Here is a 23,823-nt window from a genome sequence, read left to right on the forward strand (position 1 = left end):
ACTAGATGCCTACAGTTGACATAACTTGGATACTAGTGTCCCTTTAGAGGCAGCAGCGATTCTGGTTCTTGGGGGAAATCGAAAGCTACGTGGCTTACGGTCTCTGAAATTCCACGAAAGCCAAATCCTGTCCAAAATTAATCGGGGAGGAGAACCCATGACTTTCACAAAATCGTTCTTTGCAACTGCGACCGCTGTGGCATTCATTGCAACGTCAGCTTCCGCCGAAAACTGGCGGGCCTGGAACATCCACAACGACGGCCATCCCAACACGGCTGCAATGGACAAGTTTGCCGAACTGGTTGACGCTGCTACAGACGGCGAGGTTACCGTCGATGTGTTCCACGGTGGTGTTCTTGGTTCCCAACCGGATGCGCTTGAGCAGGTTCGTATCGGCGCAATCGAGGTTGGTAACTTCAACCTCGGTCCCATTGGCCCAATGGTGAAAGAAGCTAACCTTGTATCGCTTCCTTTCATCTTCAAAGACGTACCGCACATGTTCCGCGTGCTGGACGGCGACGCCGGTGAGGTTGTTTCAGCTGCGATGGGTGAAGCAGGCGTTCTGCCACTGGCATGGTTTGATGCCGGTGCGCGTTCTTTCTACAGCCAAAAGCCGATCAACACGCCCGCAGATGTCGAAGGTCTGAAAATCCGTGTGATGAACAATGATCTTTATACATCTATGATTTCAGCTATGGGCGGTAACCCGTCTCCAATGGCCTTCTCCGAAGTTCAGCAAGCGCTGAAAACCGGCGTTGTTGATGGTGCGGAGAACAACTTCCCGTCGTTCAAGAATGTCGGTCACTATGAAGTGACCACAAATTATTCTTTGTCCGAGCACCTGATTATCCCCGAGTGCATCTGCGTGAACACGGCCAAATTCAATGCGCTGTCTCCTGAATTGCAAGCCGCTGTGCGCGGTGCAGCAGAAGAAGCCGCATTGGTCCAGCGTGAGCTTTGGGCAATTGGCTCTGAACAAGCGCGTAAAGATGTTGAAGCGGCCGGCATCACCGTCAATGAAATCGCCGACAAAGGCCCATTCCAGTCCGCAATGGATTCGGTTTATGCAGACTACTTGGCTGCAAATCCTGACATGAAAGCGTTGGTAGAAATGGCGCAAGCCACTGAATAAGTTGTCTTAACAGTTCAACTTTGAGCGCCCGGCTCCGCCAATTGGATGCCGGGCGTTTTGTCTCAGAGGAAATCCAATGCAAGAGCCCGATACCGCCCCTGCCGCCATGCGTAACATGGACAGGATTCTTGATCTGCTCGCACGAGTTTGCATGTTACTGTCTGGCATCGCCATTGTCGTTATGACTGCGATCTTTGCCTGGCTGGTGTTCGGTCGCTACGTTCTGAACAACACGCCCACTTGGGTTGAGCAGGTTTCACTGCTTTTGGTCATGGTCATCGCGTTTCTCGGTGCGGCTGCGGGTGTGCACAATCACACGCACCTCTCTGTTGTCGTGTTCCGCAACTTGGTCCCACCCTCTGTGCGAACGGTTTTCGTCGTGCTCACTGATGTCCTGATGGCAGGTTTCGGTGGCATGATGTTTTGGTACGGGATCGAGCTGACCATATTCAAATGGAACACCCTAATCCCGCTTATCCAATGGTCAGAGGGCTTGCGCTCCTTGCCACTGACAATCAGCGGCGCGTTGGTGTTCCTTTTTTCCACTGGCCATCTGATCCGCCTGTTTCTGGGCCGAGACGAACGCCAAGACAACATAGATCAGGGATAGTCATGGGACTCATGATTCTGTTGGGGGTTTTTGCCCTTTGTGTCATAATCGGTGCGCCAGTAGCATACGCCCTTGGTATCGCTGCATTGGCTTCCTTTTGGTTTGAAGGATTGCCGATGTTTGTTGGATTCCAGCGTATCGTGTCGGGGATCAACGTCTTTTCCCTAATGGCGATCCCGTTTTTCATCTTTGCGGGCGAGCTGATGTTTCACGGTGGTATCGCGATCCGGTTGGTTCGGTTTGCGCAGGCCGCCGTAGGCGCTGTGCGCGGTGGGCTTGGTATCGTCAATGTCTTCTCGTCCATGTTGTTTGGTGGCATTTCCGGATCGGCAATTGCAGATATCTCGGCGCTTGGGTCAATCCTGATCCCGGTGATGAAAGACAAAGGTTATGATGCCGACTATGCGGTGAACGTCACAGTGACATCATCAATTGCCGGGATCATCATCCCACCCAGCCACAACATGATCATCTTTGCCCTTGCAACAGGCGGTGCAGTTTCAATCTCAAAGCTGTTCCTGGCCGGTGTTGTGCCCGGTGTCCTTATGTGTTGCTGCCTTGCGATTGCCGCCTATGTCGTGGCGGTCAAGCGCGGCTATCAGGCCGAACAGTTTCCGGGTTGGACCGCACTGGCCATCGCCTTTGTGGGCTCGATCCCTGGCTTGTTGACGGCCGTGATCATTGTTGGAGGGGTCTTGTCAGGCGTCTTTACGGTAACTGAATCCGGCGCGTTCGGGGCAATGTACGCCTTTGTGGTGACGCTGGTTGTCTATCGCAGCCTTTCCTGGGAAAACTTCAAAACCGCCGTTATCTCTTCGGTGCGCACAACGTCTATGGTGATGATCCTGATCGCCTGCGCCGGTGCCTTTGCCTATATGCTGACGTTCAACCGGGTGCCGACAAAAACAGTCGAATTCCTGTTGGGTATCACAGAAAACCCGATCCTGATCTTGTTGATGATCAACGCTGTTCTGTTGCTCTTGGGGATGATCATGGACATGGCCGCGTTGATCCTGATCTGCACACCGATTTTCCTACCGGTGATGAACATGCTGGGCATCGACCCGCTGCAGTTCGGTATGATCCTTTTGGTGAACCTCGGTCTTGGTCTTTGCACGCCACCTGTCGGGACCTGTCTCTTTGTGGGGTGTGCTGTTGGAAAACTACCGATGGAGAAAGCGGTCAAAACGATTTGGCCTTTCTACCTCGCCATCTTTGCCGCGCTCATGCTGATCACTTTTGTACCGGCAATATCGCTGACGCTGCCGAACCTAATCATTGACCCCCAAATCAAAGGAGAATGAGGCGATGCTGACAATAAGACGCCTGGACATCGATGACGCGGGCAAGTTGATCGCAGGAGCGCGAGCCAAGGCGCAGGAAATCGGCGTACCGATGTGTATTGCCGTCACAGACGAAAGCGGCAACCTCATTGCCTTTGAGCGGATGGATGGTGGCAAGATTACCAGCATCATTTTGGCCATCGACAAGAGTTTCACTGCAACCGGCATCCAAAAAGGAACCGATGCTCTTGGTGAAGCAAATCAACCTGGCATGGCCGCACACGGAATATCCTCAACGCTGGGCGGACGAATGGTGACCGTTGCAGGTGGCCTTCCCGTGACGGTCGACGGACAGGTGGTTGGCGGGATCGGTGTTAGCTCAGGCTCACCAGCCCAGGATCTCGAAGTTGCGCAGGCAGGGGTCACGGCGCTCTGCGAAGCCTAATTGGAAAGAGTTTAAGGAGTCAGATATGACAAAACCCGTCATCGGTTTCATTGGCCTCGGTCTTATGGGCGGCAACATGGCAGAGTGCCTGCAAAACAACGGTTTTGATCTGGTTGTCATGGGGCGAAACAAGGATGCCGTCGCAGCCACAGTCAACCGCGGTGCTGTAGAGGTTACAACGCCACGAGAGCTTGCTGAAAACAGCGATATCGTGATGCTTTGTGTAACAACATCGGATGTCGTTGAAAGCCTGATCTACGGCGATGACGGCATCCTGGCAGGCATCAAGGACAGTGCCGTGGTTATTGACTTTGGCACCTCGATCCCAGCGTCCACTCGCAAAATCGGCGCAGACTTGACCGCAAAAGGTGCTGGTATGATTGACGCGCCGCTGGGGCGCACACCCGCGCACGCCAAGGATGGTTTGCTGAACATCATGGCAGCGGGCGATATAGCCACCTTTGAGAAGGTGAAACCTGTCCTGGATGTACTGGGGGAAAATGTCTTTCACCTCGGCGAACTGGGTGCGGGCCATGTGACCAAGCTCATCAACAATTATATGGGCATGACGACAGCTTGCACCATGAGCCAAGCCTTTGCTGTGGCTGAACGCTCAGGGGTAAACAAACAGCAGCTTTTTGACATCATGTCAGCTGGACCGTCCAATTCCCCCTTTATGCAGTTTTGTAAGAACTACGCGGTGGATGGTGTCAGCGATTTGGGGTTTTCGATTAACAACGCCAACAAGGATCTTGGTTACTTCCTGAAGCTGGCCGAGGACGTGGGCACTCGTGCCGAGATCGCTGAAGGAACCGCGAACAACCTTCAGGCAGCCGCGGACGCAGGCATGGGCGACGGCAACGTGCCGGAAATCTTCGACTATTTTGCCAAGCTTTAGCGTCAGATCCATCAGTCACGCATAGCAGCACCAATTGAACGGGAAAGAGCAACCATGAGACTTCAGGGAAAGACCGCAATTGTCACGGGTGGTGGCCGCGATATCGGGCGCGCCTGCGCTGTCAAACTCGCCTCCGAAGGGGTGAATGTCGCGGTGAACTACTTCGCCAGTAGTGCCGGCGCCGAGGAAACCGTAGCCGAGATCAAAAAGATCGGTGGACAGGCGTTTGCAATGCAAGGCGACCTGAACAAACCCGAGGAGGTCGATGCGTTGATCGCCAAGACGGTCGATACCTATGGCAGCCTAGACATTCTGGTGAACAATGCCGGAGGTTTGATCGCGCGCAAGAAAATCGCGGAAATGTCGCTTGAGCATTGGCAAGCAGTCATGGATCTCAACCTGACCAGCACTTTTCTTATGGTCAAAGCGGCGCTGCTGCATATGAAATCCGGGGCGATTGTAAACATTGCCAGTCAGGCGGGTCGCGACGGCGGCGGCCCGGGTGCGTCGGCTTACGCAACATCAAAGGGTGCTGTGATGACATTTACCCGCTGTCTCGCAAAAGAACTGGGCCCTGACATTCGTGTTAATGCAATCTGCCCGGGTATGATCGACACGGATTTCCATAACATCCACACTCCCGACGCAGGCCGTCGGGGGCTAGAAGCTGCTGCGCCGCTCAAGCGGCAAGGCCAGTCTCAGGACGTTGCGAACCTCGTGGCGTTTCTGGCAAGCGAGGACTCGGCTTATCTGACAGGGACCAATGTCGATATCAATGGTGGGATGCTGTTCTCGTGACCACTGCAAAACAGGTTACCTAATTGTCGAACGCTACCGTTTGTCAAACTTCGAAGTACTGGAAACCGGAATATGCGAATTCTCGCGATAGGTGAATGCATGGCCGAAATGGCCCCAACTGACGCGCCAAGCACGTATCAAATGGGGTTCGCTGGAGACACGTTCAATACAGCTTGGTATCTGGCCCAACTCACACCCGAAACGCCCTTGTCCTATTTTACAGCCGTCGGAGATGACGCCATCTCATCACGGATGCTGAGTGTCATGCGCGAAAGCGGGGTCAACACCCAGCAGGTGCGGATCGTGCCAAACCGTTCAGTGGGGATGTATCTTATCACGCTAAACAACGGGGAACGCAGTTTTAACTATTGGCGCGGCCAGTCGGCCGCACGCCTATTGGCCCAAGACAGGCAAGCACTTGCCCACGCCATGACGCAATCAGATCTCATCTATTTCTCGGGCATCACTCTGGCAATCTTGAACCCTGAAGGGCGCGCTGCCTTGCTCGACGTTGCTCGGTCAGCGCGGCGTGCCGGAAAACGGATTGCCTTCGACCCCAATCTGCGCCCGCATCTTTGGGACAGCCCCTCTGAGATGACCGAGAACATCATGCAGGCGGCCGCCGTTAGCGATATCGCCTTGCCATCATTCGAGGACGAGGCACTTTGGTTCAGCGACATGAACCCCGCGGCCACTTTGCGCCGCTATGCAAGGGCGGGTGCAGAAACGATCGTTGTCAAGAATGGCGCAGAAACGGTCCTTTATCGTACTCGCGGCGCAGAGGGCTCTGTCCATGTTCCGCCTCTGGCCTCGGTTGTGGATACGACTGCTGCAGGCGACAGTTTCAACGCTGGCATTCTGGCGGGGCTGGCAACGGATACACCCTTACCTGACAGCATAGCACTGGCCTGCAAACTGGCAGGGCATGTCGTGCAAGGCAAAGGGGCACTTGTTCCCATCAACCAAAGCCTGCTCGATAGTTGCCAACAACCTTAGCAGAAGGATCCAGCCCTTGCCGAACCCTCAGCCTGCCGAAACGATCAAACTGCATCCGGATGCGCTTGATCGCTTGTCAAAGGTCAGCACAGCGACTGTGGCCACGCTGCTTTACAAACGCGGTTATCAAAACGCCTATCCCGTGCCCGAAAGCCAATCTCCTTGGCATCAGTATTTCCGTGATCTGGTGCAACCTTTTGACAAGGGTATGAACCTACGCAATGCTGACGCCTATCGCGACATCGCGCGTAAGTCACTGCCTCGAGACAACCACTGAATTCAACAAATTGTGGGCATCAGCGGGATCGTTTGAGGCGACACATACGCATTCCGGTTTCACATCTTCATCTCGGTGGTGACGATAATCACGACCATTATGATGTCTCTCCTACCTCTCATTTTTCGCGGCTCCTGCTTGGCAGGGTGGTTTGGGCCAGCATTTTCGGGAGGAGGTGAAAATGCTGGCCCTTTGCGTTGGCGCTCCCTGTTGGCTTTTTCGCCGCCGCTTTTGCTGGCTTACTCTGGGAGGAGCGAGGACCAGCAAATTTCGTGCAATCTTCTATCCTGAGGGCCTACTTCTCTATTCGTCAGCCATCAATTTCGCGGCATATTCCGGGATATCGGATCGCGAAATTCCGATCTGAGCGAGCTGATAGTCGTTCATATTCGAAAGTGTGGAGAGCATCCGGGCCAATTGAAGCGCCTTCAAGGCAGCATTTGCCGTGGTTCCGATCCACGCCAAGAAGCTGATTGATAGGGCGATGGCGTGACCACGATCTGTACCAGCCGTTTCGGTGTTAGCAGCCATACGCAGCCTCCATAGCAAGTCTTTTGATGCCACTGCGCGGAATACCCAGATCTGTTAAGTCGCGGTCAGATAGCACCGAGAGCTCATAATACGTTGCGCGATAAACCCTGCGTTTGGCCTGTGCCCTGCGTATCGTGTCCAGCTTTTGATGAAAGAACGTGCGGCCAGCTTCGAAAACGACATCTAGCCCGCTGTTTGATCGAGTAATTGCCATGATATTGCCTCGTCCGTTGCTGCAATGCAGTATTTATGCTGCAATGCAGAGATAAGGGTATTTGGTGGCGCTCACAATTCGACAATTTGGCAAAGGCCCCATGCCATATTGGAACAGCAAAGGTCACGAAATGGACATTTCTGCGCAAATGCTAATCTTTACTACGGTTGTCGAGCAGGGCAGCATCTCTGCGGCTGCAAGATCAATGGGGCAGACCCCATCGGCAGTAAGTAAGCAGATCGGATTACTTGAAGATCAGGTGCACTACCGCCTTCTTAATCGCACCAGAACGGGTGTCTCTCCGACGCGAGAAGGCCAAGATTTCTATGAAAAATGCAAAGCGATGGCTGACAAATTCAATGAAGCCAAAGCGATGATCCACAGCTTTGACGGTGTTCCACGCGGAGAACTCAGGATCGCGTCGACTGTTGCATTCGGTAAGTCCCAACTGATTCCTGCCCTTCCAGAGTTCATGAATGAGAACCCAGAGGTTCAAATGTCTTTGGATCTGACCGACCGAGAAATTGATCTTCGGAGTGAAGGGTTCGATGCGGCGATCTGCTTTGCGGAACAACGCAAGAATCCAGATATGGTCATCAGGCGAATTATGCAGAGTCGAAGGGTGCTATGTGCCTCACCTGAATACCTTGAGCGTTCTGGAACACCGTCGAATTTTGCCGAATTGGCTGAGCACAATTGCTTGAGAGTTGCTGGTAGAAGCCAGCGGAACGCTTGGAACAGCATCGAACCGAACCCAGGCGAAAAATTTGAAGCAACGGGCAGTTTTGAGGGAAACAGCACCGATGTCGTCTTTCGAGCCGCTCTTGCTGGCATCGGGATCGCACGGCTGCCCTGCTATATGGCAAACATTAAATTTAGCTCCGGCGAACTTGTCCACGTCATGCCGGAGTATGCACCACCCAGCACAGATATTGTCGTAATGTTTGCCGAAAGGCGGAATCTGGCACCAAAAACCCGCGCGTTCGTAGATTATCTCGTGCGGCGGTTTCGGGATGCCGAAAAGAACCAAAAGAACGGCTAACTCCGCATAGAAACGATAGCAGTTGTCCAAGTTTATCCGATCCAATCTGCTGTGATTGTTTAAAAGCCCAGCTGAGATTCAAAGAAACTAACTGGGCCCCGCGATCAAAAATCTGGTAGCAGTTGGTGTATGCAGAATTGATAAATTCAACCTAAGAGGAGCCATTATCCGAACACATGATTAATGGCTGCTATCAGCGGCATTAAAGTGATAGTGCGCTTAACCCGCAGATGAGCTGTACACCTAACGATGGATCGCTTCACCTAAATCCGCTTCGACAATATTTTCCAATCGTTTCGACTCTAAAAAACATCCAATGGTTGGGATAGTAGACCAAGACCTGGTCGCGGACACGCTGACTGCGAAAGTCAAATTTCTAGGGCCTCTGAGGGCTTGGCCAAGATGAACCGTGGATTGCCATGAAGCGATATCAACGCATGACTGACTTGGTAGCTTGCACCAATTACCTCAGATAGGTGTTGAACCAATCAATGGTTCGGTCCCAGGCTAGATTTGCCATCGCTTCATCGTATCGTGGCGTGCTGTCGTTATGAAAGCCGTGGTTAGCATTTTCGTAGATGTAGGCCTCATAGACTTTTTCGTTGGATTGAAGAGCAGCTTCAAAATCTGGCCAACCTGCATTGATACGTTCATCAAGCTCCCCCATCTGAATCAGCAGCGGTGCTTGAATTTTGACTACATCTTCGGCTGATGGCTGGCGGCCATAGAACGGCACGCCTGCCGCCAGTTCCGGGTAGGCCACCGCAATTGCGCTGACCACACCACCGCCATAGCAGAAACCCACAGCGCCAACCTTTCCGGTGCAGTCTTCTCGGTTCAATAGGTATTCAAAGCCATTGAAGAAATCGTTCATCAACTCGATCCGATCGACCGTCTTTTGAAGCTCGCGCCCATCAGCATCGTTGCCTGGGTATCCGCCAACCGACGTCAGACCATCTGGAGCCAAAGCCATAAAGCCTGCTTTCGCCAAGCGTCGCGCCACATCTTCGATGTAGGGATTAAGGCCGCGGTTTTCGTGGATCACCAGCACTGCTGGCAGCGGCTCATCCACACCGGCAGGCCGGACAAGGTAGCCCCGTACGTCGCCGGTTCCATTTGGTGAGGGATAGGTGATGTAGTCTGCATGGATATCGGGATCGTTGAAGGATACCTGCTCGGCCAAAGCATAATTTGGGCTAAGCATGTTCAGCAACGCGACCGCTGACAAACCACCAACCGCAAACTTACCAGCGCGGTCCAGGAACTGGCGCTTTGTGATTTTGCCGTGCGCGTAAAAGTCGTACAGGTCGAGAAGTTCTTGGTCGAAGTCCTTTGCCGTCATGCGGGCCATTGTAAGTCTCCTTTTGAGGTGGCAGTCAAAAAGGTTCGTTTTTGTCCGATCTATGAGTCTTGGTTTAGTCGCGTTCTTTTAGAAACCCTGTTCAACGTTAAGCAGCCTTGAGATGTTCCAAGGCGGCCTGAGTGCCGCCTCCGTTATGTGGCATACCGCTCTTGGCTAGCCCCATCTCTACGCCAGAAAGGGTGGCCATCAACATTAGGTCGTTGAAGTCGCCCAAATGACCAATGCGGAATACCTTGTCGGCAACCTTGGACAGACCATTTCCTAGTGAGATGTCATAGTGCTCAAGCGCCGTAGCACGAAACGCATCGGCGGAGTGACCTTCTGGGACCTTAACCGCAGTCAAGACGCCCGATTCCTGACCTTGTTGTGTGCACAAAACCTCAAGACCCCAGGCGCGCACGGCAGCCCGTGTCGCGACTCCGTGTCGGGCATGACGGGCAAAAACGTTGTCTAACCCTTCCTCGTGCAACATGTCTATGGCCTCATTCAATCCATAGAGAAGATTGGTGCCGGGAGTGTAGGGAAAGAACCCCTTCTGATTTGGTCCGACCATATCCTGCCAATCCCAGTAACTTCGCGGCGTGGTCACGGATTTTGAGTGTTTCAGCGCCCGATCGCTCACGGCGTTGAAGCTCAGACCAGGCGGTAACATCAGTCCTTTTTGCGAGCCGGAGACACACACATCGACCCCCCAGTCATCGAACCGAAAATCAATCGACGCAAGGCCGGAGATGGAGTCCACGATTAGAAGTGCGGGGTGTTTTGCAGCGTCTATGGCCCTGCGCACTTCCTCAATTGATGAGACTGACCCGGTGGACGTTTCGTTGTGGACGACGCAAACCGCCTTGATGTCGTGCTGCTCGTCCGCACGTAGACGGTCTTCAATCTGATTGGGGTCCGCACCGCCACGCCAATCCCCTTCGATCAGCTCTGGTTGCAACCCTAGTTTTCCTGCCAAGTTGCACCACATGAAGGCGAAATGCCCTGTTTCGAACATCAGAACTTTTTCGCCAGGCGAAACCGTGTTCACAAGTGCGGCTTCCCATGCGCCGGTGCCGGATGAAGGATAGATAAAGACGTTCTGTTTTGTCCTGAAAATCGTCTTCATGCCATTTAGGGCCTTATTCCCCACTTCAGCAAAATCCGGTCCTCGATGATCAATGGTCTGCGTGCTTATGGCTTTCAGGATGCGCTCTGGCACAGCACTTGGCCCTGGAATCTGCAAAAAATGTCTGCCTGCCTGACGCATTTGAACTGATCCTTACGCTGGTGCCAAAAGAGTGACGCTATTGCCTATTGCAAAAGTTAATTATGAATTCATTATTCAGTCAATGATGAAGTGAAGCGTCTAATTAGGCGTACAAGGAAGGGAAGGCGAACCTGATGGTAGAGAATGGATCGTTGTACCGCCGACTGTTGTCTGATGTACGGGGAGAGGTGATGTCAGATCCGGCATCGCTTGCTCGATACTCGACCGATGCCTCAATCTATCAGATGATACCGGACGCTGTGGTGATCCCTCGGTCCACAGAAGATGTCCAAGCTGTAATGTCCATTGCGCGAGACGAAGGAAGTTCGGTTCTGCCTCGCGGCTGCGGCACGTCGCAATGCGGGCAAACGGTCAATCAGGGTGTTGTGCTGGACAACACGAAACACTTGAATCGAATTCTAGACGTAGACGTTGAGAAACGTATTGTGCGCGTTCAGCCCGGTGTTGTTCTGGATCAATTGAACGTAGCTTTGAAGAAGCATGGCCTGTGGTTTCCCGTGGATCCGTCAACAGCGTCTCGTTGCACTCTTGGGGGGATGGCAGCAAACAATTCTTCAGGCGGAAAGTCTCTGCGATACGGAATCATGCGAGACAACGTCCGTGCGATAAACGCAATCATGGTTGACGGCACGGAAGCGCGGTTCAGCGCTGATACGGCCGCATCAGGCGATTATGCGGATCTTGTTGGTGATATGCGCGCTCTTGGGCGTCGCGAGGCTGCTGAAATTGATGCTCGTTTTCCTAAAGTCCAGCGCCGTGTGGGCGGGTACAATATCGACGCGCTCGTAGGTAACGACATCAACATGTCCCATTTGTTGGTGGGGTCAGAAGGCACATTGGCCTATTTCACAGAACTGGAATTAAGCCTGGCTCATCTGCCGGGCGCGAAAGTTACTGGTGTGTGCCATTTCCCGACATTCCGTGCTGCCATGGAAGCCACCCAGCACATCGTGACACTCAACCCGCAGGCGGTAGAGTTGGTCGACGACACCATGATTGCCTTGGGGCGTGAAATCCCATTGTTTCGCGAAACGATTAATGCATTTGTTGAAGGCAATCCCGAAGCCCTGCTGCTGGTGGAATTCGCCGAGGGCAGCGCCGAGGCCAATGCTGCAAAACTAGTCGAGCTTTCGCAACTGATGGGAGATCTCGGGTTTGCTTTCAGCGGTGCGGAAAACCGGTGGGGCGGCGTTGTCTCTGTTACGGACAACTCTTTGCAGAATGCTATCGCCGAGTACCGAAAATCCGGGTTGAATGTCATGATGTCGATGAAAGAGGCAGGCAAACCGATCTCTTTTGTCGAAGATTGCGCCGTCCCGTTGTCCGACCTCGCCGATTACACCGCTGGCCTAACCGAAATATTTGCCCGGCATGGCACAAAGGGAACATGGTACGCGCATGCCTCGGTGGGGTGTTTGCACGTGCGCCCTGTGCTGAACATGCGGCAAGACAAAGACGTCCGGACAATGAGGGCGATCGCCGAAGAAACATTTGATCTGGTCAAAAAATATAAAGGATCTCATTCAGGTGAACATGGTGACGGGATCGTACGATCAGAATTTCATGAAAAGATGTTCGGTCAACGTATCGTTTCTGCGTTTGAGCAGGTTAAGAACCGGTTTGATCCCAACGGGGTGATGAATCCCGGCAAGATCGTGAACGCTCCTGCCATGGATGACCGCCGACTGTTCCGCTACGGCCAGGACTATTCGGTTCCTGAATTCGAAACGACGCTGGACTGGTCTGCTTGGCCGGGTGCCGGAGGAGGGTTTCAGGGCGCCGTCGAGATGTGCAACAATAACGGTGCATGCCGCAAGCTCAAGGGCGGCGTTATGTGCCCTTCTTTCCGAGCGACCCGAGACGAGCGAGACGCTACACGTGGGCGGGCAAATTCGTTGCGGTTTGCCATCAGCGGGCAGATACCGGGCGGTTTGTCGTCAGATGCCATGTTGGACACAATGAAGTACTGCGTGTCCTGCAAAGCTTGTGCTCGGGAATGTCCGACTGGCGTTGATATGGCGCGAATGAAAATCGAAGTATTGTCAGCAAAACGTAAAAAAGATGGGCTGACGTTGGCAGACAAATTGATAGCTTACCTGCCCCGATATGCGCCAAAAGCCGCGAAAGTCGCGTGGCTTATGAATTTACGAAACAAAATTGCACCCTCGCGTAAGCTATTGGAGGGATCGACTGGTATTTCAGCGCGACGTGATCTGCCAGTGTGGTCTTCTGCTCCGTTCCGTGATGCCGAGGCTAAGGACAATGATCCGCAGGTGTTGCTGTTTGCTGATGTGTTCAACCGGTATTTCGAACCGGAAAATTTACGCGCTGCTGTCCGGGTTTTGCGGGCAAAAGGACTTCGGGTGGCCGTGGCGCGAGACGATCGATCTGACAGGGCCTTGGATTGCGGACGTACTCTTTTAGCTATGGGCTGCGTCGACGAAGCGCGTCACGAGGCACAACGCGTGATTGACGCGACGCGAGAGGCGGTTGCAAAAGGTGTTCCAGTAGTCGGGCTCGAACCTTCCTCTATCCTCACGTTCCGGGATGAATTTTTGGCGCTTTGCCCGGGGCCGGAAACGGAGATGTTGTCGAACGCAACGTGTACCTTTGAGGAATTTCTAGCCGATCAGCCGGACTTGCCCCTGAAGCCGTTGGATCGCCCGATTTATGTGCATGGGCATTGCCACCAGAAAGCTCACGATGCTGTCGCACCGATGCTAAACCTTTTGAAGCGTATTCCAGGGGCACAAGTTCACATGATTGAAAGCAGTTGTTGTGGCATGGCAGGAGCTTTTGGATATTCACCTGACACTATCGATGTTTCGATAAAGATGGCACAACTCGACTTGTTCCCGGCGTTGGAAGCAGCGCCCGTAGATGCAGTTATCGTGGCAGACGGGACATCTTGCCGCCATCAAATCGACGAAGGTACGCAGCATCAAGCTATGCACGTCGCGCGCCTCTTGGATATGGTTCTTGATGTTTAGGAAATGGAAATGAACCTGACGGACAGCATTAATCGCCCGACCCTTCACGAAGAACTGGTCGAAAGGCTGCGTAACCTGGTTGTCGAAGATGTTCTAAAACCGGGTGAAAAAGTGCCCGAGAAACAGCTTTGCGACTCGTTGGGGGTCTCACGGACACCATTGCGAGAAGCTCTAAAGGTGCTTGCATCAGAAGGCTTTGTGGTACTTCAAGCCAACCGGGGAGCCCGCGTCGCAAGTGTAACGCGAGAGGAAATGGAGAATACGTTTCCAGTGCTTGCGACACTTGAGCAACTGGCGGGAGAGCTGGCGTGTCAGAACATTGATTTCGCGGAAATTGAACTGATCGAACGTCGCCACGCCGATATGCTGAAAGCCTATAAGTCACGTGATCGACAGGCCTATTTTAAGGCCAATCAGGACATTCATCAGGCGCTGATACGTGGCGCTCGAAACGACATCCTTCAAAGCCACCACAAGCTGTTGGCCGGGCGGGTCCGCCGCGCACGGTTTATGGCCAATTTGTCGGACGAACGGTGGGCGCAGGCAATTGACGAACATGAAGCCATGATGGAGTTGCTTAAGGCTCGCGATGCAGATGGGCTTGGCAAAACCATGAAGCTTCACATGATGAACAAACTTTCGGCACTTGTGAAAGCGCTTGAGGCTGAGGACGAGTCGCTTTGCTGACTTCAATTCCAAAGCGCTTACAAATTTTTTTCGGATCGGCCGCTATTCAGTGTTGAGACTAGGAAATGGGGGTGTCAGCCCACAGTCCAGGGCAAGTTTGTTGAGGTCTCGACAAAGAGCGGGGTTCAGCCTCACTCCGTCTTTGCGGCGGGCCTCTGCGGCAGCCGTTTTGCCGTCTCCGGGCAAGCGCACCGGGTCATGACCGGGCAGGGGGGCGGATGCGCGCATTTCAGAGAAGACGCGGGCTGCGTTAGAAGCAAAGTCATTGCCCATCCCAAAGGCTGCCGGATTGAGCGCCATTACGAACTGGCCGGTGTTTGTGGATGAAGTAGTGTCCGAGGTGAAATTGACCACGTCAGAGCCGAATGCCGCGCCATTCAGCACCCCGGCCATCAGCCCGATGGCCACGGAAAGGCCGAAACCCTTCGGACCTCCGATCGGCAAAAGAAACCCTTCTGATTTGCGGGCAGGGTCCGTTAACGGATTGCCATCACGCCCAACCATCCAACCTTCGGGCATCGGTTCGCCTTGCTGCAACAGGGTTTTGATCTTTCCCATCGCGGCAACGGTCGTCGCCATATCAAACACAAACGGGTCCGGGCCATCGGCAGGGGCAGAGAATGCGATGGGATTGGTGCCAAGAAGCAAGTCGCTTCCGCCATAGGGCGGTACGTGGTTTGCACTGCCCACCGCCGCGGCCAAGCCAAGCAACCCAGCCTCGGCTTGCGGGCGCACATAAAGTGCCAGCGGTCCTGCATGATTGCCGCGCCGAACACCAACCCATCCGATGCCGACCTCTTTCGCCTTTTCTATTGCAAGATCTCGCGCCACCGTCATAGCCAAATGCCCAAGGCCGTCATCGCCGTCAATCAACGCGGTTGCGACTGTCTGATGTATGACGGCAACGTTTGGCGTGGCGTTGCACCCGCCTCCGGCCAATCGGGCAAGGTACTGGCGCAGGCGAAAGACCCCGTGGGTGGAATATCCGAATATGTCGGCCTCAACCATCGTCGAGGCCACCTGATCCGCATCCGCTTTTGGCACACCTCGAGTTTCGAGCGCGCTCGCCACAAACTCACGTAAGGTCTGGCAGTTTATTTTCAAAGGCTCAGAAGTCATCTCTGCCAACCTGCTCTTTATGCCAGAACACTAGTTTGCGCTGGGTCCAAACCACTGTTGCAAAAACGGCCAGGCCGACGAGGCTGAGATACAGGATCAACGAGAAAACGCGCGGAGTATTGAGCTGCGAGGCTGCCACACGGATAAGCTCACCAAATCCCTTCCCGCCGCCCAGGAACTCTCCTGTAATCGCGCCCGCCATAACCCCGACTGCTCCGATCTTAAGGCCGGTGAATATCTGCGGCAGACCGGTTGGCAGCTTCATCTTGATCAAAGTCTGCATCCGGCTGGCACCCATCGTCTTGAACAACATGCGCGCGTTTTCGTCGGCGGCGTGAAGCCCGGCCGCGGTACCAACCACAATTGGAAACGTCGCGATAAAGGCCGCAAGTGCGACCTTGGATTCAATGCCAAAACCCAGCCAAGCTACGAAGAGAGGAGCGAACGCGACTTTTGGCATCGTATCGATTGACACCAAGTAAGGCATTACTGCCTTCTCCCCAAAGGCCGTTTCGCCAACCAGAACGCCCAGCGAAAACCCGATCGCGATTGCCAGCGCAAAGCCATAGATGACTTCCTTTATGGTGATCCACAGCGCCCCAAGCATATACCCGCCGGTCATAAGGTTTTGCCCTACGAAGATCATATCTTTGAGGGTTTCCATTGGCGTCGGCAGAATGATCGGAGAGACCAGCTTGAGGCTAGTCACAATTTGCCAGGTACCAACGAAGACCACGAAAACAAAGGTCATCGCCAGCCAGCGAGGGACCGAGTCGATAAAGTGAACTTTCTGCTCCCATACAGTGTCTTCTGAGGAGTCAGCTTCTTTTACGGAAGGTGAGTAATTCTGAACTTCGCTCACATTTCTTCTCCCTTATCCAGGAGGCTGCGAATGTAGTCTACGATAGCGCCGAATTTGGGTGTCGTCATCATATCGAGTGTTCGTGGGCGTGGCAGGTCGACCTCAACGATTTCAGCAATCCTGCCCGGGCGCGGCTTCAAGACGACGATCTCGTCAGACAAGATAACAGCTTCCTGAATGGAGTGTGTCACAAGAAAAGCAGTCGCATCCTGTTCCCGGCAAATCCGTTGCAACTCCATATTCATCATGTCGCGCGACAATTCATCGAGGGCGCTGAAGGGTTCGTCCATCAAAAGTACGGCTGGTTCAGTGATCAGCATACGGCATATCGAAGCGCGCTGCGCCATGCCACCCGACAACTCGTTCGGATATACGTTTTCGAATCCTTGCAAACCCACGATGTCTAAAAGCTCGTGGGCCTTGGCCATAGCCTGCTTGGCCGCTGCCTTTCCATCGCGGATCTCAATCGGCAAAACGATGTTTTCTACAGCTGTCTTCCACGGGAAAAGCGTCGCCTGCTGGAACATCATACCAATGTCCCGGCGGGTCCCCGTCACTGGTTGCCCTTGAAGGATCACACGCCCTTTGGTGGGCGGGATTAGACCGGCCATGATTTTTAGCAGAGTTGACTTGCCACAGCCACTGGATCCAATGACAGATGTGAAGCTCCCTTTCCGAAGCGTCAGATTAATGTCCTCGAGAGCGACAACAAGATTGCGTGCATAGGTCTTGCTTACGTGGGTCAACTCATAGACCGGCGTGCCCAAGGGCGCGCCGGAAAATTCATGTGTGACTACAGCGTTCATTTGCTGGCAGCCTCGTTGCCGATTGCAGCAAATTCATTGGTCCAGGCAGCGCTCAGGTCATCAAGTGGCCCCGGAATTTCGCCCCCTGCGACCAGTGCGTCTTGCCATTCTTGCCAGACTTCGGCGGGATACCACCCCAGGCCATTGCTTGGATCTGCTGCTATGGTTTTTGAGCGTACGGCATCGAACAACGCTGACTGGAACTCCTTGTCCTCACCTTCCTGCGGATTGCCGTCCGCCAGATGTTTTAGCACGGCTTCACGGTTGGCATCATCGAGCGCAAAAGCATGACCACGTGCGAATGCGCGGCTCCAGGCTTCGACCAATTCGCGGTCGTTGGCGATTGTGTCAGCCATTGTGGCGATGCCGTTACCGAAGAAACGCCCGAATTCCGCAGGCGTGATGTCGCGCACCTTCATTCCGCGCTGGTTTAGGATTGCTGTATCAGCCGTCGATGCAGAATAAGCGTCGATTTCGCCGTTCAGGAAAGCTGCTGTCGCCGGGCCGCCGTCGCCAACGGTAAGAAATGTGAAATCCTCACCTTCTTTCATACCTGCACCGGTCAAGACGTTTCGTGCAAAACCCACTTCGGCACCGTCTGCGGTGCCGGTTCCGATGACCTTTCCGCGCAGTTCCTCAACGCTTTGAACTTCAGAGTCTTCCGGCACCGCGATGCCGAAATTGCTGCGTGCCGCAACGTTGTAGATATGTACGGCATCCACATCGCGCGACCGCGCTGCAATCAGAGGTCCGGGTCCAGGGCGACCGAAATGCGCTTGCCCAGCAGACAATGCCTGAAGCACGGCGCCTGAGCCGTTGATAGCCTCGACGGTTACGTTCAATCCTTCATCTGCGAAGTACCCTTCTCCAATGGCGACAAACACAGGAAATGAGTTGATTGCCGAAGGGCTGGGTTGCACGAAGGTGATTTCACGCAAGTCTTGCGCAAATCCCATTGTTCCTAGTGCTCCTGCTACCGGAACAGCAGTAAGCAGGGACGCTGTGAAAGTCCTTCTGTTCATCATTGTAGTCTTCCTCCCTTGAATGTTGACGCCTCACAGCGATTGCTGCGTAGGAGCCATTAAACGGCGCGCACTGTGTTCCTTAGCGTGCCGATTTCGGAAACCTCGCAAACTACGACGTCCCCGTTTTTCAAAAACTGCGGCGGTTCCATTGCGTATCCGACACCTGATGGTGTACCTGTCGCAATAATGTCTCCCGGTTCTAGTGTCAGGCCTTCTGACAAGGATGCGATCAACGTTGGAATGTCGAAAATCATGTCCGACGTCATCCCGTTTTGGCGCTGCTCACCGTTAACTGTCAGTCCGATCGACAGAGCCTGCGGATCGCTGATGGCATTGGCGGTCACGATGTAGGGACCAATTGGGCAAGATCCATCCAAACCTTTGCCTTTGAAGTACTGGCCGCCATGGCGGCGCTGTATGTCGCGGGCGGTTATGTCGTTCAGAATAGAATACCCAAAGACATGATTAAACGCATCTGCCTTGGTGATGTTACGCCCGCGCTTCCCTATCACGACTGCCAACTCGACTTCGTAGTCGATGGACTGCGACACCGAGGGAAAGAGTAGGATGTCAGCGTCTGGCGCAACGACCGATGTCGGAGGCTTGGTAAAGAAAACCGGATGCTCGGTGATGCCGATTTTCTCTTTTTGTGCCCGTTCGCCTTCTGCGATGTGCTCGGCGTAGTTTCGCCCCACGCAGAAAACGTTCTTACGTGGCGTGGGAATGGGCGACAGAAGAGGCGCGTCTTCGGGGACGAGCAAGTCCTTGAGTTCGCCTGCCTCACCCGCGGCAACAGCGGCACTCAACGCCTCCAGCGCGGTCTGACCACCTTCGATAATCAGCTGCATCGTGCTTACATCAAGAGCCGTATCCGGCATGAGCATCTTAATCGCACGCGAAACATCCAACCTGCTTCCGTTAGCAAGCAATGCGACGCAAACGGCGTGGCTATCTACTGAAACAGTCGCTAAACGCACTCGGCTCTCCTCCTACATGCTGGGGCCCACTTAGGTCACCGATCTTGGCAGGCGACTCAGATTTGGTTGTCACTTGCCCTTGAGTTTTTGCCGACTTGGAGTTTCAATCAATCAACCAATCACTAAATTGGGTGGAGATGTGAGCGACCCAACCGAACTCGCGCAACACGTACGTGACCTGATTAACAATGCTGGATACCGGCATAATGACAGGCTTCCGCCTGAACGCGAACTTTGTTCAAAGCTTGGAACGACCCGAAACCAATTGCGAAGAGCTTTGGCAGAGCTTGAGGCGCAGGGGCTCATTTGGCGGCATGTAGGTCGCGGAACTTTCGTTGGTTCCAGACCGGTTCTTAACCTCACAGACGTAACCTATTTGGGCAATCAAATTAAACCAGAGCAGGTTGTATCTGTGCGATTCACGATCGAACCTCAGCTCAGCCGCCTTGCAGCGCTCCACTCCACCCGTTCAGACCGCGAACAAATGAGGCTCTGCGCCGATAAATGTCGAACCGCAGAGGATTGGCGTACTTATGAAGCATGGGACAACAATTTGCATCATGCGATAGCCCGCTCGACTAGGAACCAACTCTTTCTATACTTTTTTGAGACGTTGAATTCGGTTCGAAGATCTATTGTTTGGGGGCAGCCACGCGAAACCCTAAAGCCCGCAGAGGATTACTCCAGTTTTAGCGAACACGATGTGATCGTGTCTGCGATAGCAAAGGGCGACGATGAACTTGCGGCAAGTGCTATGGTGGATCACCTGAAATCGGTTTATTCGCGTGTACTGCCAACGAGCATCCAGTCTGACGACTGAAGCAGCATCAACACCCAACCAATTCTAGAAATGGTCGGGCCAGAAGGAGGCTGGAGCTCTTGCAAACTCGCCCCAATTTTGGCGATGACTTGGTAAGCGGCCACGTCTGATCGTATCTGGCGTGGCATCGATCGGAAGGTGTCTGACCGTTTGGAAATCCGATCTTTGGCAATAAACGTTCAGGAGGAAGCGATGTCCGATCATGTCATTCCCGCGCCGCAGGTGCATGTGATACCCATAGCGGGGGGCGGCACATTCCCGGTCCGTCGTGTTTACTGCGTTGGGCGAAATTATGCCGCGCACGCAATTGAGATGGGCCATGACCCAAATCGGGAGCCTCCGTTTTTCTTTCAAAAAAACCCGAACAATTTAGATCCTTCCGGGGAATTCCCTTACCCTCCGCACAGCTCCGACGTGCATCACGAAGCTGAAATGTATGTTGCGCTCAAGTCGGGCGGTACGAACATCTCGGTAGACGATGCGTTAGATCATGTCTTTGGGTACGGTCTTTCGCTTGATATGACTCGTCGCGATCTGCAAGGGCAGATGAAAAAAATGGGTCGCCCGTGGGAAATTGGCAAGGCATTTGAGCGCTCAGCGCCATGCGGACCAATTCACAAAGCATCAGAAGTCGGCCATCTCGACAAAGGACCTATAACTCTGACGGTGAATGGTGAAGTTCGGCAAGAAGGTGACTTGAACCAGATGATCTGGAAAGTCCCTGAGATGATCTCCTACCTGAGCGATTACTTTGAGCTTGCTCCCGGAGACGTTATTCTTTCGGGAACTCCTTCTGGCGTTGGTCCCGTCAACCGTGGCGATGTGATGGTTTTGGCGGTCGAGAAACTGGGTAGCCTAACCGTCGACGTAACTTAGCAAGTACAAAGTCAAACCCCCTCCGCAAAATAGGCCATGGCTTTTTTAAAGGGATCCCGGATGCCCCACTTAGTCGCTGAATTGATCGCACCCCATTCTGGCACTGCAAATGCTATTGGTGCCCCAGGTCGATCTTGGCTGAACTACCTCGGGCTCCGCGATCTTTGCACAAAGGTCAAAGCGGATCTCCATCAGATCGGAGTGGGTCGCGGCGACCGTGTGGCGATTGTGTTGCCCAATGGCCCCGAAATGGCAACGGCCTTCATATCCGTTGCCCAAGTGGCGACAACGGCACCATTGAACCCGGCGTACACTTACGAAGAATACGTTTTCTACCTCAAAGACCTGAAGGCCAAGGCCCTTCTTGTAAACGAAAACGACGATGGACCTGCCGTAAAAGCTGCTGGGGACCTTGGCATCGCAATCTTGAGGGCCTCTCACGATAGCTTACATTCGGCCGGACAGTTCTCTATATTGTCCTGTGACCCAATTGGCACGGCTGACACATCCGCACCGGGTGAAGATGATGTCGCACTGATACTGCACACGTCAGGAACAACGTCGCGTCCCAAAATCGTCCCTCTGACGCAGGCTAATATCTATGCATCCGCGCGGAATGTGGCTTCGTCTTTAAAACTGACAATCGACGATCGTTGTCTGAGTATTATGCCGCTGTTTCATATCCACGGGTTGATTGCGGCTGTTGCCGCGTCTTTAGGTGCTGGATCTCAAATTAGCTGCGCCCCCGGATTCAACGCTCTTAGTTTTTTCTCACAGGTCGCTGAAGTTGATCCGACCTGGTACACCGCAGTTCCGACGATGCACCAAGCCATTCTCACCCGCGCTGCACGAAACCAAACGATCATTGAGCAATCGCGGTTGCGCTTTCTTCGATCTTCTTCTGCTTCGTTGCCGGGCCCGGTAATGGAAGAGTTGGTGGCAACTTTTAATGCGCCCGTCATCGAAGCCTATGGCATGACTGAGGCGACACATCAAATGTGTTGCAACCCGCTTACTCCCCAAACTCAAAAACCCGGATCTGTTGGAATAGCAGCAGGCCCCGAAGTTAGAATTGCAGACGAGAACGAAAATGTTCTGATCTCTTCGAGGGACGTCGGAGAAATCGTTATCAGCGGTCCGAACGTGACGCCGGGATACGAAAGCAACCCGCAGGCAAATGCTGAAAATTTCTTTGAAGTGGACGGAAAAACTTGGTTTCGCACTGGTGACCAAGGGTCGTTCGACGAAGAGAATTATCTGCGACTGACCGGTCGTCTTAAGGAGCTTATCAATCGCGGTGGAGAGAAAATCAGTCCACTTGAGGTTGACGCTGTACTCTTAAGCCACCCAGAAGTCGCTCAGGCAGTTTGTTTTGCCGTTCCCCACGAAAAACTGGGTGAAGACATAGCGGCAGCTGTGGTGCTTTCAGAAGGAGCGACGATCCAAGGTCAGGAGGTCAGGGCTTTTGTCGGCGCGCGGCTCGCAAAATTCAAGGTGCCGACTTCGGTGGTTGTTCTTGAAGAAATTCCAAAAGGCGCGACTGGCAAGATACAAAGGATCGGACTAGCTGCTAAATTGGGACTGGCAAAGGCTTAGACACATGAAAGTTTGTATCTTTGGTGCCGGAGCTATCGGAGGTTACGTTGCCGCGAAACTTGCACAGACTGATACAGAAGTCAGTGTCGTCGCGCGTGGCCCCCACTTGGCGGCAATGCAGGAAAAAGGACTGACCCTTCTTGAGGAAGGGCAGGATCCTGTTAGCGTTCCAATACGCGCTTCAGACAATGCTGCCGATCTCGGCCCACAAGATTATGTCTTCATCACACTGAAAGCGCATTCCGTCCCAGCAGTCGTAGACTCAATGCAGCCATTGATTGCAGACGAGACAACCGTAGTTAGTGGAGTGAACGGGGTGCCCTGGTGGTACTTCCACAAACTAGGCGGTCCTTACGAGGGAACGAGGTTGGCGTCAGTCGATCCGGGCAATGTGCAGTGGGACGGTTTTGGGCCAGATCGCGTCCTCGGATGTGTTGTTTATCCTGCCGCCGAGGTCATTGCTCCAGGATCAATCAAGCATATCGAAGGCAATCGTTTTTCGTTGGGCGAGCCCGATGGTGCTAAGTCAGACCGTGCTGCCAAGCTTTCGGCTGCGCTATCCGCCGCCGGAATGCGTGCGCCCGTCAGACCAAGAATCCGGGATGAAATTTGGTTGAAACTGTGGGGTAACTTGTCGTTCAACCCGATTTCCGCTCTTACCCACTCAACACTTGATGTCCTGTGTGCCGACGAAGGCACGCGCTCGGTAGCACGCGGAATGATGCTCGAGGCTCAAGAAGTCGGTGAAAAACTTGGCGTGAAATTTCCGATAGATGTTGAAAAACGCCTCGACGGCGGAGCGGCGGTCGGTGCGCACAAAACCTCTATGTGGCAGGATTTGGAGTTGCGCCGACCGATGGAAATTGATGCCTTGGTCTCTTCGGTGCAAGAACTGGGGCAACTTACAGGGACCTCAACGCCCATAATCGACACCGTCGCATCACTGATCAAACTGAGGGCGAAGGTCGCAGGTCTTTACTAGAGTCTTTGTCGGCCTTGCAACGAGAGCATTGCTTGAGGCGGATAACTGAGACTGGTACGAACGTGTCATACAGCGTCTTTGGGAGTTTTACTGCACCTTCGAGGATCAGATTGCTGCATTTTTCGCCAATCATGATCGAGGGCGCATTTGTGTTCCCGCTTGCAATGTCGGGCATGATGGACGCATCGGCAACGCGTAATCTGTGGATGCCATAAACGCGCAGC

General features: G+C 53.6%; 25 protein-coding genes. 15 read left to right on the plus strand and 10 right to left on the minus strand.

The features are described from left to right. Positions 1–157: 157 nt before the first annotated feature. The 8 genes from AB1A64_RS15335 to AB1A64_RS15370 all read left to right on the plus strand — a co-directional run bounded on the left by AB1A64_RS15335 (position 158) and on the right by AB1A64_RS15370 (position 6,439). Positions 158–1,132: a TRAP transporter substrate-binding protein gene (locus AB1A64_RS15335; protein WP_010437283.1), complete on the plus strand. Its 975-nt coding sequence runs from the start codon at positions 158–160 to the stop codon at positions 1,130–1,132. A gap of 76 nt (positions 1,133–1,208) precedes the next feature. Next, complete coding sequence (locus AB1A64_RS15340) at positions 1,209–1,742, plus strand: TRAP transporter small permease (RefSeq protein ID WP_010437284.1); 534 nt, start codon at positions 1,209–1,211, stop codon at positions 1,740–1,742. Positions 1,743–1,744: 2 nt separating this feature from the next. After that, the gene (locus AB1A64_RS15345; RefSeq protein WP_366552203.1) at positions 1,745–3,046 is read left to right on the plus strand and encodes a TRAP transporter large permease; all 1,302 of its coding nucleotides are present in this window, start codon (positions 1,745–1,747) and stop codon (positions 3,044–3,046) included. A 4-nt stretch (positions 3,047–3,050) separates the two neighbouring features. Next, a complete protein-coding gene (locus AB1A64_RS15350) occupies positions 3,051–3,470 on the plus strand; it encodes a heme-binding protein (protein WP_170558403.1) in 420 nt (139 codons plus the stop codon). Positions 3,471–3,495: 25 nt separating this feature from the next. After that, positions 3,496–4,368 (plus strand): NAD(P)-dependent oxidoreductase, encoded by an 873-nt coding sequence (locus AB1A64_RS15355; RefSeq protein ID WP_366552204.1) that lies wholly within the window; start codon positions 3,496–3,498, stop codon positions 4,366–4,368. A 54-nt stretch (positions 4,369–4,422) separates the two neighbouring features. Further along, positions 4,423–5,166 carry a 3-oxoacyl-ACP reductase family protein gene (locus AB1A64_RS15360; protein WP_366552205.1) on the plus strand — a complete coding sequence of 248 codons (744 nt, stop codon included), beginning with the start codon at positions 4,423–4,425 and terminating at the stop codon, positions 5,164–5,166. 72 nt (positions 5,167–5,238) lie between these two features. Beyond that, positions 5,239–6,162 carry a sugar kinase gene (locus AB1A64_RS15365; RefSeq protein ID WP_366552206.1) on the plus strand — a complete coding sequence of 308 codons (924 nt, stop codon included), beginning with the start codon at positions 5,239–5,241 and terminating at the stop codon, positions 6,160–6,162. Positions 6,163–6,178: 16 nt separating this feature from the next. Continuing rightward, positions 6,179–6,439: a hypothetical protein gene (locus AB1A64_RS15370; protein ID WP_366552207.1), complete on the plus strand. Its 261-nt coding sequence runs from the start codon at positions 6,179–6,181 to the stop codon at positions 6,437–6,439. A 303-nt stretch (positions 6,440–6,742) separates the two neighbouring features. Here AB1A64_RS15370 and AB1A64_RS15375 read toward each other — a convergent pair whose 3' ends face one another. Continuing rightward, positions 6,743–6,970 carry a DUF1127 domain-containing protein gene (locus AB1A64_RS15375; protein WP_366552208.1) on the minus strand — a complete coding sequence of 76 codons (228 nt, stop codon included), beginning with the start codon at positions 6,968–6,970 and terminating at the stop codon, positions 6,743–6,745. Next, the gene (locus AB1A64_RS15380; protein ID WP_366552209.1) at positions 6,960–7,184 is read right to left on the minus strand and encodes a DUF1127 domain-containing protein; all 225 of its coding nucleotides are present in this window, start codon (positions 7,182–7,184) and stop codon (positions 6,960–6,962) included. The genes AB1A64_RS15375 and AB1A64_RS15380 overlap by 11 nt, the downstream gene beginning before the upstream one ends. 64 nt (positions 7,185–7,248) lie before the next feature. On the opposite strand from AB1A64_RS15380, the gene AB1A64_RS15385 reads away from it, so the two are divergent. Beyond that, entirely contained in the window at positions 7,249–8,226 is a 978-nt protein-coding gene (locus tag AB1A64_RS15385) for a LysR family transcriptional regulator (protein ID WP_366552210.1), read from the plus strand. A gap of 463 nt (positions 8,227–8,689) precedes the next feature. Here AB1A64_RS15385 and yghX read toward each other — a convergent pair whose 3' ends face one another. Continuing rightward, entirely contained in the window at positions 8,690–9,577 is an 888-nt protein-coding gene (gene yghX / locus AB1A64_RS15390) for a YghX family hydrolase (protein WP_366552211.1), read from the minus strand. Between the two features lie 97 nt (positions 9,578–9,674). Next, positions 9,675–10,838 (minus strand): aminotransferase class V-fold PLP-dependent enzyme, encoded by a 1,164-nt coding sequence (locus AB1A64_RS15395; protein ID WP_366552212.1) that lies wholly within the window; start codon positions 10,836–10,838, stop codon positions 9,675–9,677. Positions 10,839–11,029: 191 nt separating this feature from the next. Here AB1A64_RS15395 and AB1A64_RS15400 point away from each other — a divergent pair, with 191 nt between their 5' ends. Together AB1A64_RS15400 and AB1A64_RS15405 are read left to right on the plus strand one after the other, a co-directional pair. Beyond that, positions 11,030–13,849: an FAD-linked oxidase C-terminal domain-containing protein gene (locus AB1A64_RS15400; RefSeq protein ID WP_366552303.1), complete on the plus strand. Its 2,820-nt coding sequence runs from the start codon at positions 11,030–11,032 to the stop codon at positions 13,847–13,849. A 9-nt stretch (positions 13,850–13,858) separates the two neighbouring features. After that, positions 13,859–14,536: a GntR family transcriptional regulator gene (locus tag AB1A64_RS15405; protein WP_366552213.1), complete on the plus strand. Its 678-nt coding sequence runs from the start codon at positions 13,859–13,861 to the stop codon at positions 14,534–14,536. 42 nt (positions 14,537–14,578) lie between these two features. Here the strand turns inward: AB1A64_RS15405 and AB1A64_RS15410 are convergent, their stop codons facing one another. The 5 genes from AB1A64_RS15410 to AB1A64_RS15430 all read right to left on the minus strand — a co-directional run bounded on the left by AB1A64_RS15410 (position 14,579) and on the right by AB1A64_RS15430 (position 19,325). Further along, a complete protein-coding gene (locus AB1A64_RS15410) occupies positions 14,579–15,655 on the minus strand; it encodes an Ldh family oxidoreductase (RefSeq protein ID WP_366552214.1) in 1,077 nt (358 codons plus the stop codon). Next, complete coding sequence (locus tag AB1A64_RS15415; RefSeq protein WP_170716461.1) at positions 15,645–16,517, minus strand: ABC transporter permease; 873 nt, start codon at positions 16,515–16,517, stop codon at positions 15,645–15,647. Before AB1A64_RS15415 ends, AB1A64_RS15410 begins: the two co-directional genes overlap by 11 nt. Further along, complete coding sequence (locus AB1A64_RS15420; RefSeq protein ID WP_170336353.1) at positions 16,514–17,323, minus strand: ABC transporter ATP-binding protein; 810 nt, start codon at positions 17,321–17,323, stop codon at positions 16,514–16,516. Before AB1A64_RS15420 ends, AB1A64_RS15415 begins: the two co-directional genes overlap by 4 nt. After that, complete coding sequence (locus tag AB1A64_RS15425) at positions 17,320–18,279, minus strand: ABC transporter substrate-binding protein (RefSeq protein WP_366552215.1); 960 nt, start codon at positions 18,277–18,279, stop codon at positions 17,320–17,322. Before AB1A64_RS15425 ends, AB1A64_RS15420 begins: the two co-directional genes overlap by 4 nt. Positions 18,280–18,404: 125 nt before the next feature. Further along, on the minus strand, positions 18,405–19,325 hold the full coding sequence (locus AB1A64_RS15430; protein ID WP_366552216.1) for a fumarylacetoacetate hydrolase family protein: 921 nt from the start codon (positions 19,323–19,325) through the stop codon (positions 18,405–18,407). A 139-nt stretch (positions 19,326–19,464) separates the two neighbouring features. Between AB1A64_RS15430 and AB1A64_RS15435 the strand changes: the two genes are divergently transcribed. From AB1A64_RS15435 to AB1A64_RS15450, 4 genes are all read left to right on the plus strand, one after another. Next, the gene (locus AB1A64_RS15435) at positions 19,465–20,145 is read left to right on the plus strand and encodes a FadR/GntR family transcriptional regulator (RefSeq protein ID WP_366552217.1); all 681 of its coding nucleotides are present in this window, start codon (positions 19,465–19,467) and stop codon (positions 20,143–20,145) included. Positions 20,146–20,337: 192 nt separating this feature from the next. Continuing rightward, positions 20,338–21,021, plus strand: a complete 684-nt coding sequence (locus AB1A64_RS15440; protein ID WP_366552218.1) for a fumarylacetoacetate hydrolase family protein — start codon at positions 20,338–20,340, stop codon at positions 21,019–21,021. A gap of 60 nt (positions 21,022–21,081) precedes the next feature. Next, a complete protein-coding gene (locus AB1A64_RS15445; RefSeq protein ID WP_366552219.1) occupies positions 21,082–22,617 on the plus strand; it encodes an acyl--CoA ligase in 1,536 nt (511 codons plus the stop codon). 4 nt (positions 22,618–22,621) lie between these two features. Beyond that, positions 22,622–23,599: a 2-dehydropantoate 2-reductase gene (locus AB1A64_RS15450; RefSeq protein ID WP_366552220.1), complete on the plus strand. Its 978-nt coding sequence runs from the start codon at positions 22,622–22,624 to the stop codon at positions 23,597–23,599. Here the strand turns inward: AB1A64_RS15450 and AB1A64_RS15455 are convergent. Continuing rightward, a partial coding sequence (locus AB1A64_RS15455; RefSeq protein ID WP_366552221.1) for a GMC oxidoreductase occupies positions 23,565–23,823 on the minus strand: 259 nt, incomplete at its 5' end. The two genes, AB1A64_RS15450 and AB1A64_RS15455, sit on opposite strands and share 35 nt — an antisense overlap.

It is taken from the genome of Ruegeria sp. ANG10 (assembly GCF_040705255.1).
GTDB lineage: Bacteria > Pseudomonadota > Alphaproteobacteria > Rhodobacterales > Rhodobacteraceae > Ruegeria.